This is a genomic window from Paenibacillus sp. TCA20 (assembly GCF_000732325.1).
Taxonomy (GTDB): Bacteria; Bacillota; Bacilli; order Paenibacillales; family Paenibacillaceae; genus Paenibacillus; species Paenibacillus urinalis.
This window is the reverse complement of record NZ_BBIW01000014.1, coordinates 52394-67792: the sequence shown is the minus strand read 5'-3', so window position 1 is coordinate 67792 and position 15399 is coordinate 52394. Positions and strand designations below refer to the sequence as shown.

Below are 15399 nucleotides of genomic sequence, written 5' to 3'. Positions count from 1 at the left end.
AAACCATTTGGGTTTGTCGGCTAAGGCTCTTTACCAAATATACAGCTGTTTGAAACAGTCATTTCCCTCTCCCTCGTATGTCTCACTTTATTGATCTTCGGTCTCTTGATCTTTTCTATGGAGATCGAGAAGACCCATTGCTTTTCCTATAAAGTAAATGTAGACACTACCCACCAAAAAGCCTATGCCTACCATAATTCCCATGTTGCTGTTCGTCAGTGCATGCAGATTAAACAAACAGATGACTACGCCCGTAATTAAGGCTACCCAGGCCATCACTGTCATCATGAACACCATGCGTACAGCTCGATCATCCTTCTCTCGGGCAGCGCTGACACGTGCTGGTTTGTTCACAATCATCGTAAGTCAACTCCTTCTAAATTTTGTAAGTGCTTACTACATTTAATATATCACACTTCAACAAGAATTGTTCACTATTTGTTCAAAATTTAGTCAAAAATTTTTCATTATTTTTGAAATTAAAGGTCATTAACCTTATTTTTACAATCCATAACTGGAATTTATTCATTGACACTTCACATTTCTGACTTATTTTCTGACCGTTTTGCTGGCAGGTACATCCTATCTCAAGTAAAATTAACCTTCATTTGCATATCTACTTATGTAATGTTGGATGACTCGTAAACCGTGAAAAAAGAAAAACCGCCACAGTTAAAAACTGCGGCGGTTTAACCTGAAAAATCAACCTTAGATCAGCACTATTTTATTATACAGGTCTCGTTTCGAGCCAGTTGTTTCTGATCACATTCTGATACCAGTAGAAGCTCTCTTTAGGCGTTCTTACCAGTGAGCGATAATCCACATGAACAAGTCCGAATCTCATGCGATAACCCTCTGCCCACTCGAAATTATCCATCATGGACCAAGCCATGTACCCTTTAACTTGTATGCCATCGGTTATAGCGCGGTGGATTTGTGCGATATGCTGCTGCAAATATGAAATACGGCGGAAGTCTTTTACCTGTCCGTTCTCCACTTCGTCATTGATGCATGCGCCATTTTCGGTAATGTAAATATCGATGTTTCCGTACTTCTGCAAATGATGCAGTGCTTCATACAACCCACGGGATTCAACCGGCCAGCCGATATCGGTTTGGACGAGTCCCATATCGACCTGTTCAAATCCGAGTACACCGGCATCCGGATTGTAACGATCAACACTCATTGTATAGTAGTTGATTCCAAGGTGATCAATCGGCTGAGATATCATCTCCATGTCTCCTGGTTTAACGTCTACCTTAGCACCTGCTTGTTCAAACCAGTCAACCATAAATGGAGGATATTCCCCCTTGAAGACCGGATCAAGGAACCAATCCGCAAACCATGCAATATGGCGTTCGCTTGCTGCTTTATCCGCATCAGACTTGCTGTAAGGAACGGCCCACTCCATATTTGGAGCGATACCGATCTTGCCATCTATACCCAGCTCACGGAACTTCTTAACGGATTTGCCATGTGCCAGCAGAAGACCATGACCCACATTCAGCGCGGTCTGCAGATCTCGATTGCCTGGTGCATGTGCACCCAACAGATTGGACAGAAAGGCGATGCACCATGGCTCATTAAATGTAAGCCAGCTCTTGATCTTACCATTAAACTCACGGTATATGATCTCTGAGAACTTCACAAAAGCATCCACCGTTCTGCTGCTCTCCCAGCCCCCAGCATCTTGAAGGGTTTGAGGCAAGTCCCAGTGATACAAGGTACAGAACGGTTCAATGCCATTCTCAAGCAATTTGTCTACGAAGCGGTGATAATAATCAAGACCGGCTTGGTTGATCTCCCCATCCCCATCTGGAAGAATACGAGACCAAGATACCGAGAACCGGTAGCTCTGAATACCAAGCTGCTTCATTAGTTCAATATCTTCTTCATAACGATGATAGCTGTCGCACGCGATATCGCCGTTATCTCCATTAAATACTTTACCTGGTGTTTTAGCGAAGGTATCCCAGATGGACGGCCCTCTGCCGTCTTCTGCAGCCGCTCCCTCGATCTGATACGCAGCTGTAGCCGTACCCCATTTGAAATCTTTAGGAAATTGAAAAATTGTCATTTAGAGCTCCCCCAATAATTCAGATTACTAAAACGTTTTCGATTACAACAAAAAATGAAAGCTAACTGATCAAATTATCAATTAACTCCTTAAATGAAAGTGCTTACACATATTCATAAAAATTATAGTCCATATTCACCCGAAGGTCAATGATAGAACTCTTGATTACAGTAAAAAAAGAAGAGGAGATTATGAGCTAATCTCCTCTTCGCGAGGTACTACATTATTTTTTAATTATGATTACAGGTCTTTCCCTGTCCACAATTCAACACGAGCCTTAACCCACTCTGTATACTGTTGTTCCATCTCTACAGCACCTGCTTTATCAAGCTCTTGCAGCATAGTGTCGTAGATTTGGTCGAATTTATCCGGAGTAGATACAATCGCTTCAGGAATACGTTTCTGAATAATGTCTTGTGTCTTCTGGAAGGTTACTTCGTAATCCGTTCCAGATGGTACTGGCATATTATAAGCTGCGCCCCACTCTTTAACTGGGAAGTCCTCTTCGGATGGGAACAGATCCTTCCAAGTGTCTACGCCATATCCAGCCAGTGTTTCCTTCTCAGCTTCGTTGTAGTTCTTAACAATCTCCTCAGGGAAGTTTGTTGTGTAGTAGTTGCCGGAAGGATCCTTCACACCGTCACCATAGTGTGCACTGAATGCAGTGTACAAGCTGATTCCTGTTTCTTTTGTAAAGTTTGCATTGTCATTGCTCTTACGATCTTGAACATCTTCTGGGATCTTACGAATGCCGTCTTCTACAACATAATGTTCCCCTTCAATTCCCCAGTTCAGGAGAACTTGAGCTTCATCAGAAGCGAGCCAGTCAAGGAACTTGATTGTGCGTACAGGTTCTTCGTTACTTACTGTAATACCGATACCATATGCATCCAGACCGATATCCTGGAAGTCAGCACGCTTGTAAGTCTCATCAAGACTTACAGGATAATGACCGTATGTCTCATCGAACTTACCTGCAGATTTCAGAGCGTTCTCCGCATCGCCATATGCCCATCCTTGATCAATCAGACCAAGTACTCGACCACTCGCAATTTTTGCTTTGTATTGGTCATCTTTTTGAATGAAGCTGTCTTTATCTAGAAGACCTTCATTGTACATTTTATTCAACCAGCGGAAATATTCTTTCTCTTCTGGGCGTTTGTAATGAAGCATGGCTTCATAAGTTTCTGGGTTGATGTAGTATTCGCCATCGTCAGGAGCACCTGTTGCGGCAAATGCCGGGTTTGTAACCGTAATCATGATTCTCCAGCCGTCTGCACTAAGTGTAAGTGGAATGGTTGGCTGTCCATCTTCGGTTGTTGGATGCTTCGCGTAGTACTCGCGCAGCGCGTTTTCGAAATCTTCGAGTGTCTTAATCTCTGGGTATCCAAGCTCTTTAACGACTTTGTGCTGAAGGTTGAAGCCGCCGCCTGCATCAAAGTAAGTTTGACCTACACCTGCATTCGTTGGGATTGCGTAAATAGCAGGGTCTTCGTTGCTGTATTTCAGTCGGTCCATTTGACCTTCGTATAGCTTCTTCAAGTTAGGTGCATGTTCCTCAATCAAATCGGTCATGTCAATCATTGCACCTGCGTCAACCAGCTTAGACAAGTTACCTTTAGGGAAAATCAGGTCAGGATAATCTCCACTCGCTGCCATAAGGGCGATCTTGTCATTACCGCCGCCGCTGGAAATATCATATTCCGCATTAATTGTAACGCCTGTTTCTTCAATAATTTTCTGACCAACAGCATCCTGCATCTTGTTCCAGTTCGGACTTGCATCCGCACCGAAGAAAGTTAATGTAATTGGCTCAGTTGAGTCCGAAGTAGCTTCTGATCCTGTGCCTGAACCCTCATTTGTATTTCCGCAGGCAGCAGTAAACAACATTGTGCTTGCAAGCAGCAACATAGCGATTGTCTTTGGCGCTTTGTGCTTCATTTGCTGTAATCCCCCTTAAAAAATCTTTTATATGCATAACAGGTTACCCTGTATATACCGATAATGAAAAAGAACGAAATAACATGAATTATTAAATATTACAAATAAAGCGCTTAAGTAAAACCGAAAAAGGATTGAGAAGCTAATAATTGTGTAGCTAGTGAGGAAAAAAGTTTAATAATTGAGTTTGGTCTAAGTTGAGGAGAACGTTTTCGAAACTAGGTAATGTAAGTGCTTTCAATATATTCATTGTATGAAATTCCCTTCAATAAGTCAATCTATTTTTTTCTATTAATAATAACTTTTTTCGAACGGTATTTGTATGTAATTTTGTTCAGTGGATCCATATCAAAAACTTGAATTTTAACGTCATTCTTTAGTCAATTCAACTACGCATCCTACCCAAATGTGCCGATAAGCTACCATTATTCTATAGTGGCACAGCTTATGAAACGTTTTCGGCTAATACTTCCTTCATTTTATTAATATTCGATTACTTTATATGTAAATAAAATTAGAATATCGGCTATAATGTAAATTTTTTATAAAAATAGGATAAAGAGACTTTTATAGGTCTATAAAAGTCTCTTTATCCTTAACAACTGTGCATCTATTTAAGCAGATTATTCTGCTGCTGCGTTACTTCCGTTCCACAGCTCTACTCTTTGCTTAATCAGCTCAGTATACTCCGCTTCCATTTCAGTTACACCAGCTTTGTCCAGCTCAGTCAGCATGGTTTCGTACACAGCATCAAACTTGTCTGGTGTAGTCAAGATCGCTTCTGGGATACGTTTTCTAATAATATCCTGAGATTTCTGGAACGCTACGCTGTAGCTGGATCCGGATGGTACGGCCATATTATAAGCAGCACCCCATGGTTTTACAGGGAACTCATCCTCTTTAGGGAACAGATCTTTGTAAGTCTCAGCTCCGTATTGCTCGAGCGTTTTCTTGTCTGCTTCAGAGTAGGAAGCGACGATTTGCTCTGGATAGTTAGCTGTATAATAGTTATCTGTAGAATCCTTCACGCCGTCACCATAGTGCGGTGCAATATTTCCGTACAAGCTAATCCCCGTTTCTTTCGTAAATGGTCCAGCATTGTTGTTCTTCTCACTCAGCACTTCTTCAGGAATAACACGTTGTCCATTCTCATCTACGTTGTAGTGCTCGCCTTCGATACCCCAATTAATAAGAATTTGACCTTCTTCAGAAGCCAGATAGTCGAAGAATTTAATTGTACGTACTGGATCTGGGTTCGTTGTAGAAATACCTACTCCCCATCCAGATTGGAATCCTGTATCCTGGAACGTATGATCCAAGATGTCCTCAGACATGGTTACAGGGAAAGTCGCATATGTTTGATCGTATTTGCCTTGTGTTTTGAGAGAGTTCTCTGCATCCGCATAACCCCACTCTTGGTCAATCAGACCAAGCACACGGCCACTTGCAATTTTGGATTTGTATTGATCTGATTTTTGTACAAAGCTTTCTTTATCAATCAAACCTTCGTTATACAGCTTGTTCAGCCAACGGAAGTATTCTTTTTCCTCAGGACGTTTAACGTGCAGCATCGCTTCAAAAGTGTCTGGATTGATGAAATATTCACCGTCGTCATGAGCGCCTGTTGCCCAGAAAGCCGGGTTTGTTACTGTAATTTGAATTCTCCAGTCGTCTGCATCCAATGTCAATGGAATCGTAGGTTGTCCATCTGTTGTCGGATGAAGCTTCATGTAGTCCTTCAAAGCTTTCTCGAAATCTTCTGTTGTACGGATTTCAGGGTATCCCAGCTCTTCAAGTACACGGTGCTGCAGCTTGAATCCACCTGTTGCATCGAAATACTGTTGTCCTACACCTGCATAGGTTGGGAGTACATAAATGGACTCATCTTCAGTGCTATACTTCAAACGATCCCAGTACTCTCCATACAATGCCTTAATGTTAGGCGCATATTCCTCAATAAGATCTGTCAGGTCGATCAAGGCACCTGCATCAACAAGCTTATTGACTTCACCCTTGGCAGAAATGATGTCTGGATACTCACCGCTTGCTGCCATAAGTGCAACCCGGTCTTGTCCTCCACCGGTTACAGCAAACTCACCATTCAGCGTTACCCCTGTAGCTTCTGTAATTTTCTTACCCACCGCATCTTGCATTTGATTCCAGTTTGGTGAAGCATCTGCACTAAAGAAATCAAATGTAATTGGTGAAGTATCATTACTTGTATCCTCATATTCACCACTGCCGTTGCTTCCGCCGCCGCATCCTGCCGCCAGAAGAGACATTCCAAGTAAAGGTACAATTGCAAATTTCGTTGTTTTGCTAGGCATATCAAAGTTCCTCCCCAATGAATTACGCAATATCTTTTTGATCCAATCCAACAAGTTTTATTTGTCTCTATCTCTATCTCTATTTTCTCTAATTTTTGATAAAACGGAATCAATTTCATAGCGACTCAAGGTAATTATGAAATTGATTCACGAATGGTATCACTTACGAACTGAATGCTAAGATCCCGATGATCATAGAGTTCATATTGTTCTTTTCTTTACTTCAATCTATCCACATTGAATGGTATTAAGCTTTAACAGCACCCAGTGTCATACCGCCAACGAAGTACTTTTGAAGGAACGGATAGACCACGAGGATCGGAACAGTTACGACAATAGTGATCGCCATCCGGATGGATTCCGGCGAAATATTGGCCATCTGCTGCGCCATGTCATTCGCGTTAACTGTTGCCCCGCTGCCTTGCTGCGTACTTTGAAGGACCTTCATCAGCTCGTATTGAAGCGTCGTGAGCTCCGGCTTCGAACCATTGTACAAGTAAGTATCGAACCAGGAGTTCCACTGTCCAACAGCCAGGAACAATGCGATCGTTGCAAGTACCGGCTTACAGAGCGGAAGAATAATTTTGTAATAGATTTTGAAGTCATTGGCTCCATCGAGCTTGGCCGATTCTTGAAGCGCATATGGAAGACCATCAATAAAGGAACGAATAACGAATACATTAAATGCACTGATCAGAGCTGGGAAAATGTAAATCCAGAACGTACCGATCAGGTTAAGGTCTCTCATCAAAATGTATCCTGGAATCAAACCACCAGAGAAATACATTGTAAGTGCCAGGAACGTAGACACGAATTTTTTCGCTCTAAAGTCAGGGCGAGCGAGTGTGTACGCTACCATGGATGAGCTCACGAGCCCAAGCACGGTTCCGACAATTGTTCTTGCCAGGGATACCTGAGCACCTTGGATCAGACCATCATATTGGAATATCGTCTTGTAATTCTCCAATGTAAATTCACGTGGCCACAAGTAGATTCCGCCGCGAACCGTATCAGATGATTCATTGAGTGAGATCGCCAGTACGTTTAAGAACGGATACAGCGTCACTATAAGAATCAGACCCATAACAACATAGTTGGCTACGTCAAAAATCTTCTCAGAAGTTGTGGCGTTAAATGCTTTGTTAGCTTTAGACACACTTCCTTCCCCCTTTCTACATGATGCTCTCTTTAGTGAATTTCTTGAAGAGACCGTTTGCAGTGAACAACAGGATTACGCTGACCACAGAGTTGAATATACCTATTGCCGTACCGTATGAGTACCTGCCCATCTGCAAACCGTAATTCAGAGCATAGAGATCGAGTACTTCCGAGTAGTCCGTTACCAAGCTGTTTCCTAGCAAGAATTGTTTCTCGTATCCAATACTGATCAAGTGACCGATCTGCATGATGAACAATACAGAAATTGTAGAACGGATACCCGGCAATGTGATATGCCACATTTGTCTCCAGCGGCTTGCACCATCGACCCGGGAAGCTTCATACAGCTCCTGATCGATACCTGTAATCGCTGCCAGATAAATGATCGCGTTCCATCCCATTTCCTTCCACAAGTCGGAAGCGGTTACAATGTACCAAAATAGGTTACCTTGCGCCATAAACTGAATCGGCTCATCAACAATATTTAGTGCGACCAAGATATCATTGATAATACCGCCGTCTGTGGACAGCATTTTCGTTACAATCCCGGCTACAACAACCCAGGATACAAAGTGAGGCAAGTATGATACCGTTTGCACGGTTCTCTTGAAAAATTTGCCGCGCAGCTCATTGAGTAGGATAGCGAAGAAGATCGGGAATACGAAACCGACAACTAGTCCCATCAAACTCATGGCCAATGTATTTCTGAGTACAAGGTAGAATCGATCGTCAGTGAACAACTCGACGAAATGTTTGAAGCCTACCCAATCCTGTTCAAAAAAGCCTCTTGCTGGCTTAAAGTCTTGAAATGCCATGGTCCATCCCCATAGCGGCAGGTAGTTGAATACGAACACCCATGCAACGAAAGGCATAGACATCAGCAGCAAATACTTTTGGTCTTTCACGGTTTTCCAAAAGTTATTAGGCCCTTTCCGCTTCGCTTTCGTAGCGGGTGTCTCCTTGGAATCCGTGGAAGTGGGCTGTGTTAGCGTTTCCATGAAATGACCCCTCCTCTGTTTGATAACTTAATGATACTCCAACATTTTGAAGAGAAATACCCAATGGATTTAATATAATTTCATATAAAAATTAGAGATGTGTCGTCGAATGGTCATATAAAATGTCTAAAAATGAGGGTATTCAAATGAGCTGTTTGAACTACCGTATTTTGTGCAAAAACGTTTTCTGTTTTCATGAAAAGAGCCGTCTAGCTTTGATCCCTGGATTGCTCCCGGTAAGTAGACGGTGATACACCAACATACTTTTTAAATTTGCTATGAAAATAATCTACGTTCGCATATCCAATGGTAGCAGACACTTGATGGACCTTAAGACCCTCTGACAGCAGCTCCTTCGCCCGCTCCATGCGAACTTTGTCGACAAATACGTTAAATGATTCCCCCGTGTAATTCTTGAACAGCTTGCCTAGATAGCTGCTATTGTAATTGAAGACTTCGGCAAGCACTTCGAGCTTGAGGTGATTGCCAGGATTCCGTTTAATAAAATCGATCATTTGCTTAATTACGGTATCCTTGCTGTTGCCGCCCAGCTGGGAAATGACTTTTACAAATTGAATATTCAAAGTCTCTAATAGATCGTATAACGTTGGCAGCCGATATAACGCCGCCAGCATGGCTGTATGCTCCGTCGCGATGCTTTTGGCTTCTTCATGATTCAAGGACAACTTATTTAGAGCCAAAGCAGCTATTTGTGCCGTTACTTTTTTGATGTCCCCTTCGCTGAAACGGTTCCTAGTTACGATCTCTTCTATCTCAGACAATACCCGCGTAAGTAGGTCCTTACTTCTAATGTCCAGTGCATAATACAGCTTATCAGCCAATTCATGTTCATTCATCGTAACTGCTTGTTCAGCTTTATCATCCGGCTCATGCACATCGGAGGCGAGCAATATACTTCTATCCTTTGCGAAGAATCGCCGCTCTATAGTAATTAATGCCTCACGGTAAGAATGTTCAAGCTCCCGGGAACGCTCGACAGGACGGCCTGCAGCAATATATATCATGGCAGCGTAGCGTTTGAGTACCGTTACGATCCCTTCATATAAACGACGGGCATCCTCTTTGGACAACACCGGCTCCCGGAGCAATATCCCGACATATTTTCCTGCATTAAATACGACTCCGCGCTGTGAAGCATTCAGCATCTCTGCCACTTCCCGTTTCACTTCGGTTAGGAATAAAGTGGAATCGTCATATAGCTCGAGGAGAAGTACTTGATAGCTTGGAGAATATAGCCCCCATTCCTTCAGCTGCTCATCCTCCCAGACCTGTCCGTCAAAGATAATGGACTCGATGAGATGCTCTCTGTAAAACAGCTCTTCGTTTGAGCTCCGCTGCTTGATCTTCTCCTCTTTGTCCAGCATTTTCTTGATTCGTTCCAGTTCTTCCATCATTTCTTCTTCGTCGACTGGCTTAAGCAAATAGCCATCTACACCAAAGCTGATTGCCTTCTTGGCATAATCAAAATCCGCATGACCGCTTAAGATGAGAAAATGTCCTTTTTTCCCTTCCTTAAACAGCAGTTCTATCACTTCAAGACCTGTCATTCCAGGCATTCGAATATCAAGTATCATCAGATCCGGCTGTAGCTCATGATATTTCTCCACAGCTTCTCGTCCGTTAGAAGCCGTATCAATGACTTCATAACCCTGTGCTTCCCAATCAATGATCGTCTTCAGTCCTTCTCTGATCATCGGTTCGTCATCTACAAGTATTACGCTATACATTCAGGCTGCCTCCTTTGGGAACAGTAAAATAAATTTCTGTACCTACACCATATTCACTATGAATATTTAATCCGTGCTCTTCGCCATAAGACAATGTCAATCGCTGATGAACATTTCTTAGGCCAATCCGGCTCTTTTCTTCCTCATCCGGACCGGCAATGGAAGCTAGCACTTCCGCTAGCCGTTCCTCGGTTATGCCGACGCCATTATCTTTTACGCATATCTTAAGCAGCTTCTCGTCCATATTCTGAATCTCGACCTCAACCTTAACGCCCTCTTCCTGATTCTCAAGCCCGTGTACAATCGCATTCTCAACGAGAGGCTGGATGATCAGCGGAGGGATGTATATTTTATCAGCAGACTTGTCCAGCCGCAATTCGAAATTCAGGCGATCTTCATAACGGAATTTCTGAATCTGCAGATAAGATTGGACAATCTCCATCTCGGCCTTGACCGTTGTATGTCCACTGCCGATCTCCAAGTTCTTGCGCATCAGCTTCCCAAGCAGCCGAACGATATTCGCGATTTCGACCTCACCTTTAATATGGGCTTTCATCCGAATGGACTCCAGCGCATTAAAGAGAAAATGCGGATTGATCTGGCTTGCCATCATTTTGAGCTTGATTTCCTTCTGGGCGATCTCGAGCCGGTTGTTCTGCTCGCTGGTCTCCACGACTTGAGTCATCAATTGATTAATGCTCGACACCATGGAATTAAATTGACGTGACAGCTGACCTATCTCATCGTTCCCATCAATATTGGATACGACTTTCAAATTCCCGAGGGCGACCCGGTTGATCTGGCGGCTTAATCCAAGCATACGCTTTGTCGTTAAGAACGAAATAACGTAGACAAATACCAGTGCTACCAGCAGCACCAAACCGATAAAGAGCATGCCGATCAAGCTGATCTTATTCGCATCATTAACAATGCAGTTGTTGGAGAAGACCGATACAATTTGAAATCCATTCATGCTCGATGCCGGCAGCAGCTCATCAACAATAATTTTGGAGGGCTCATTCTTGACATCTGTATCAATAATTCCCGTCTTTTGACTGTTAAGATCCACTTCGATATCCAAACTGTCGAAGGTTTGTCCGACCAAGCTTATATCTTTGGCTGCAACAATATATCCCTGACTGTCAACAATCATCGTGTCAAAGGGTTCCTGACTTAATATGTTGTTGATCTCATAACGATTAATCAGTACCATCAGCACACCCTGACTTTGATATTCAGGAAAATGCACCCTTCTGACCAGCGCCAGGGCATCCGCCGGATTATCCGGAGTCGAAGGTACATAGAACCAGCCGATACTTCTGGCATGAACGGCTTGATTAAACCACTGGGTATCCTCAATTTGATCCGTCACCGGGATAAACTCCAGATTGTTCACGAGGGTCGGATTATAAGTGAAGAATCGAATCGCAGACAGCTCTCGGTACTGCTGAAGATACTCATTGAACAGATCAAAGGCATGGTAAGTCTTCGTCAGCTCAAGAATGCTCGAGTATTCCGTATTCACAACGGTCTCCAGCTCCTTGTTGAACAGCAGGAGATTAGATATATCTGTCGGCACCCTGAGAAATGTGGAGGCCTGATTCTTAATCCGGTCTACGTTGTTTCGAGCTTGCTCTATTGCCTGATCCATCGCCTGCTGTCGAAAATAATAAGTCACCCCTATGCCGATAATCAGCACAGGAATCATGACGACAAGAACGTAACTCATCAGAAGCTTGTGCTTCAGCTTCGTATTATTGTTAAGCCGTACAAGCCATGACAGCAAAGGATTCACCCCTATATCTATTCTAAGCGCTTACACAAAAGAGAGATTGCTTCACCTATCATATCACAAAATGACGACGTGCAAAGTGACTAGTTTCGACATAAAACAACAATTACTACTGGTTCTGTCTTCCCGGTGAGACGAGTAGTATATAAAGATCAATTCCTGCTCTGAGCCCGTATTCACACATCCCAAGTGACTTAAGGAGGACATGCCGTGGATATTTTATCTTCCATTATTATGGGGATTATTGAAGGCCTGACTGAATTCTTACCTGTGTCTTCAACCGGACATATGATCCTGACTGCTCACTTGCTTGGCTTATCTACCGATGAGGAAAGTGTAAAAACCTTCGAGGTTGTTGTCCAGCTTGGTGCAGTGCTTGCCGTTGTCGTATTATATTGGCATACTTTTATTGGTTTATTCAAAATCAAACCGTTAGACCGCACGGTTCCGCGGTTGAACCTGCTCCATATTTTCCTCGCGATGGTGCCTGCTGGAGTTGCCGCCGTGCTGCTGCGCGATGTCATCAAAGCGTACTTGTTCGGACCCGAAACGGTCGTTTACAGCCTGGTTGCCGGGGGCCTGCTGATGATCGCTGCTGAGAAATGGCACAAGAAGCCCACAGCGGTTACGATTGACGATATTACTTATAAGCAGGCATTCACGATCGGATTATTTCAGATCCTCGCATTATGGCCCGGTTTCTCGAGATCCGGTTCAACGATATCCGGCGGGCTGTTAGCCAGAGTCAGCCATACAGCAGCTGCAGAGTTCACCTTTCTCGTCTCCGTACCGATCATGTTTGCTGCAACTCTATTAGATCTCATGAAGAGCGCATCCTACTTGTCTGTCAGCGATATCCCTTATTTTGCAGCCGGACTGATTACCTCTTTCGCTGTGGGCATGCTCGCTATAAGAACCTTTCTTCATTTATTAAAAAGACTCAAGCTGTCGACCTTTGCCTATTATCGCTTCGGACTTGCTCTGGTCATCTTTGTTTTCGTTCTGTAAAAAAAGCCCTCCCTGCTGTTCGATCACACAGCAGGGAGGGCTCTTCATCGGGTACGAAATCGACTATTTTACTGCTTGGATTCTAGTGTTTCAAGATATTCCGACACCTGAGCAGGAGTCTTTGCCCATTTACTATGCAGATGAGCAATCTTCTCTCCGTTCTTGAATACGAGCAGGCTTGGAATACCCCGGACCTGGTTCTCGTCGGCCACCGGCATAAGCTTCTCTGCATCTATAGCGTAGAACTCTTTATCTTGATGCTGGTCGATGACATCGCCAATAAACCGGTCCATATTTTTACAATCCGGGCACCATGTCGTATCAAATTTGATGACGGTCAGCTTATCTCCTTGAATAAGCTCTCTGTATTGTTCTTCTGTTTGTATTCTCTCCATTTTGCAAATTCCTCTCTTATGGTTCTCGTTATATAATATATCAGCTGACCCTTAACGGTGCTGCGTATATAGGTTAGCACTGGTCATTTCTCGAAGCAGTTCGTATTCCTCCTCTGTGAGCAGAGGGGCCTCTGCGGCACCAATATTCTCAAGCAGCTGCGTCCGCGAGCTTGCACCAGGAATGACAGTCGCTACCGCTGGATGATGAAGTGCATAACGAATAGCCGTTTGGGACATACTTCTTTGCTCATTCACTAGAGGACGAAGCTGATGACGAATATCAGTAATCTGATCCCCTGAATAATTCAAAAAGCCCTTTGCTGCTTTGTCATCTCTGCCATCGGCAAGCGCACCACTCGCAACCGGTCCTCTCGCAATTACGTTGATTCCATATTCAGCAAGCAGGGGATACACCTCCTCCTCACCACGGCGATCGAGCAGGCTGTATTGGCTCATGACACTGACAATCTGAGCACGCTGAACATACTCCCTGATTACATTAGGCCGAATTGAGGATATTCCGTAATAACGGATCACACCTTCCCGCTTCAGTTGTTCAAACGCTTCAATCGTCTCTTCCATGTTATCTTCTATCGTACCTCCGTGCAGCTGGTACAAATCTATATAATCCGTCTTCAATCTTCGCAGGCTCTCTTTGACCGCGGACAGGATATGATGTTTACTTGGATCCCAGGTTAAACCGGACTGTCCGGGGACACGAACGTTCCCTGCCTTGGTAGCCAGAATAATATCCTGTCTGCGGCCTTTCAGTGCACTGCCTACGATTTCTTCATTTCGTCCATCATCATAAATATCCGCTGTATCCAGAAAATTAACGCCGCGATCGAGTGCTTCATGAATAAGCGATACCGCTTGATTCTCATCTGTCCCGAGCGACATGCAGCCTAGTCCAATCTCACTTACAAAAAGATCTGATGAACCGAGTCTGTTCTTCTTCACGGTGCATTTCCCTCCTCTATGACGAAATATCAATGAGATTCTATTGTAGCATGTCCTTAACATTAAACAAAAAATGGACCGGAATCTCCTTCCAGACAGAAGGAAATTCCGGCCTCTTCATATTCTTTATTAATAGTAAGGTGCCATAAACAGATAAACGATAACCCCAGTAATACTTACATAGAGCCAGATCGGCATCGTCCAGCGTGCAATCTTCTTATGCTTCTCCACCTGCATCGTCCAGCCCCATACCAGGGAGAACAAGGCTAGAGGGACGATTACAGCCGCCAGGAAGCTGTGGGTGATCAGAATCGTAAAGTATATAGGGCGAATGATCCCTTCTCCCCCGAACTTGGCAGACTCAGGCGATATATAGTGAAACGTTAAATAGGTTATCAAAAACAATAGTGTGGAAGTAAATGCAGCAAGAATAAAGCCCTTGTGAATTGTAATATTCTTCTTCATGATGGCAATCAGGGCTGCGACCAGAAAAATAAAAGTAAAGCTGTTCAGGACCGCATTGATTCTTGGAAGAATCGTATAATCAAAGCTGATTTCACCACTGTAGCCGACGGGACCGAAGAATAGTACCAAAATAATAATATTTGCGATAAGGGAAACGGTTAAAATAATTCCCGCGAAATTCTTTTTGCTCGTCGGGACGTATCCGCCTTCCCCGAGATTTTTGCCCATACTTACGCGTATCCTCCTCTGTGAGTAAATGCTATTTATAATTATATACTGCCATACTCTAGGTGTTAAGTGACAACACTTCGAACAATCACTCTATACGGGTTCTAGCTTCTGTTTCATAGCATAGATTTATACTATATAATCGTCCTTCCGAAAAAACATGTCTTTTCAATCTCGATTGCAAGCAGTATAATAAGCTGAGTTATTGCTCACAATCACATACGTAGTTTTATTTATAGGGGGAGTCTGGCACACCAGGTATCTCTCTGTCTTTTTTGAGGCATATCAACGGCTCCTTACGC

At 43.5% G+C, this 15399-nt stretch carries 12 protein-coding genes; 1 reads left to right on the top strand and 11 read right to left on the bottom strand.

Annotated elements, in window-relative coordinates; translation table 11 throughout:
- Positions 1–87: 87 nt before the first annotated feature.
- From TCA2_RS21755 to TCA2_RS21720, 8 genes are all read right to left on the bottom strand, one after another.
- On the bottom strand, positions 88–360 hold the full coding sequence (locus tag TCA2_RS21755; protein ID WP_047913704.1) for a hypothetical protein: 273 nt from the start codon (positions 358–360) through the stop codon (positions 88–90).
- Positions 361–727: 367 nt separating this feature from the next.
- Positions 728–2077: a GH1 family beta-glucosidase gene (locus TCA2_RS21750; protein ID WP_047913703.1), complete on the bottom strand. Its 1350-nt coding sequence runs from the start codon at positions 2075–2077 to the stop codon at positions 728–730.
- 240 nt (positions 2078–2317) lie between these two features.
- Positions 2318–4018, bottom strand: coding sequence for an ABC transporter substrate-binding protein (locus TCA2_RS21745; RefSeq protein WP_047913702.1), 1701 nt, complete (start codon positions 4016–4018; stop codon positions 2318–2320).
- A 623-nt stretch (positions 4019–4641) separates the two neighbouring features.
- A complete protein-coding gene (locus tag TCA2_RS21740; protein WP_047913701.1) occupies positions 4642–6345 on the bottom strand; it encodes an ABC transporter substrate-binding protein in 1704 nt (567 codons plus the stop codon).
- A gap of 247 nt (positions 6346–6592) precedes the next feature.
- Positions 6593–7501: a carbohydrate ABC transporter permease gene (locus TCA2_RS21735; protein ID WP_047913700.1), complete on the bottom strand. Its 909-nt coding sequence runs from the start codon at positions 7499–7501 to the stop codon at positions 6593–6595.
- 16 nt (positions 7502–7517) lie between these two features.
- Positions 7518–8501 carry a sugar ABC transporter permease gene (locus tag TCA2_RS21730; protein ID WP_047913699.1) on the bottom strand — a complete coding sequence of 328 codons (984 nt, stop codon included), beginning with the start codon at positions 8499–8501 and terminating at the stop codon, positions 7518–7520.
- 209 nt (positions 8502–8710) lie between these two features.
- Positions 8711–10249 carry a response regulator transcription factor gene (locus TCA2_RS21725; RefSeq protein WP_047913698.1) on the bottom strand — a complete coding sequence of 513 codons (1539 nt, stop codon included), beginning with the start codon at positions 10247–10249 and terminating at the stop codon, positions 8711–8713.
- Positions 10242–11978 (bottom strand): sensor histidine kinase, encoded by a 1737-nt coding sequence (locus TCA2_RS21720; protein WP_047913773.1) that lies wholly within the window; start codon positions 11976–11978, stop codon positions 10242–10244. The genes TCA2_RS21725 and TCA2_RS21720 overlap by 8 nt, the downstream gene beginning before the upstream one ends.
- Positions 11979–12275: 297 nt before the next feature.
- Here TCA2_RS21720 and TCA2_RS21715 point away from each other — a divergent pair, with 297 nt between their 5' ends.
- Positions 12276–13049, top strand: coding sequence for an undecaprenyl-diphosphate phosphatase (locus TCA2_RS21715; RefSeq protein ID WP_047913772.1), 774 nt, complete (start codon positions 12276–12278; stop codon positions 13047–13049).
- Between the two features lie 68 nt (positions 13050–13117).
- Here the strand turns inward: TCA2_RS21715 and TCA2_RS21710 are convergent, their stop codons facing one another.
- The 3 genes from TCA2_RS21710 to TCA2_RS21700 all read right to left on the bottom strand — a co-directional run bounded on the left by TCA2_RS21710 (position 13118) and on the right by TCA2_RS21700 (position 15097).
- Complete coding sequence (locus TCA2_RS21710) at positions 13118–13444, bottom strand: thioredoxin family protein (protein ID WP_047913697.1); 327 nt, start codon at positions 13442–13444, stop codon at positions 13118–13120.
- 51 nt (positions 13445–13495) lie between these two features.
- Positions 13496–14404 (bottom strand): aldo/keto reductase, encoded by a 909-nt coding sequence (locus TCA2_RS21705; RefSeq protein WP_047913696.1) that lies wholly within the window; start codon positions 14402–14404, stop codon positions 13496–13498.
- Between the two features lie 129 nt (positions 14405–14533).
- Positions 14534–15097, bottom strand: coding sequence for a DUF420 domain-containing protein (locus TCA2_RS21700; RefSeq protein WP_047913695.1), 564 nt, complete (start codon positions 15095–15097; stop codon positions 14534–14536).
- Positions 15098–15399 lie beyond the last annotated feature (302 nt).

Coding starts and splice junctions, on each gene's coding strand:
- TCA2_RS21720 (WP_047913773.1), bottom strand. CDS start 11,978: ATGAGTTACGTTCTTGTCGTCATGATTCCTGTGCTGATTATCGGCATA.
- TCA2_RS21745 (WP_047913702.1), bottom strand. CDS start 4,018: ATGAAGCACAAAGCGCCAAAGACAATCGCTATGTTGCTGCTTGCAAGC.
- TCA2_RS21700 (WP_047913695.1), bottom strand. CDS start 15,097: ATGGGCAAAAATCTCGGGGAAGGCGGATACGTCCCGACGAGCAAAAAG.
- TCA2_RS21740 (WP_047913701.1), bottom strand. CDS start 6,345: ATGCCTAGCAAAACAACGAAATTTGCAATTGTACCTTTACTTGGAATG.
- TCA2_RS21725 (WP_047913698.1), bottom strand. CDS start 10,249: ATGTATAGCGTAATACTTGTAGATGACGAACCGATGATCAGAGAAGGA.
- TCA2_RS21755 (WP_047913704.1), bottom strand. CDS start 360: ATGATTGTGAACAAACCAGCACGTGTCAGCGCTGCCCGAGAGAAGGAT.
- TCA2_RS21710 (WP_047913697.1), bottom strand. CDS start 13,444: ATGGAGAGAATACAAACAGAAGAACAATACAGAGAGCTTATTCAAGGA.
- TCA2_RS21730 (WP_047913699.1), bottom strand. CDS start 8,501: ATGGAAACGCTAACACAGCCCACTTCCACGGATTCCAAGGAGACACCC.
- TCA2_RS21715 (WP_047913772.1), top strand. CDS start 12,276: ATGGGGATTATTGAAGGCCTGACTGAATTCTTACCTGTGTCTTCAACC.
- TCA2_RS21750 (WP_047913703.1), bottom strand. CDS start 2,077: ATGACAATTTTTCAATTTCCTAAAGATTTCAAATGGGGTACGGCTACA.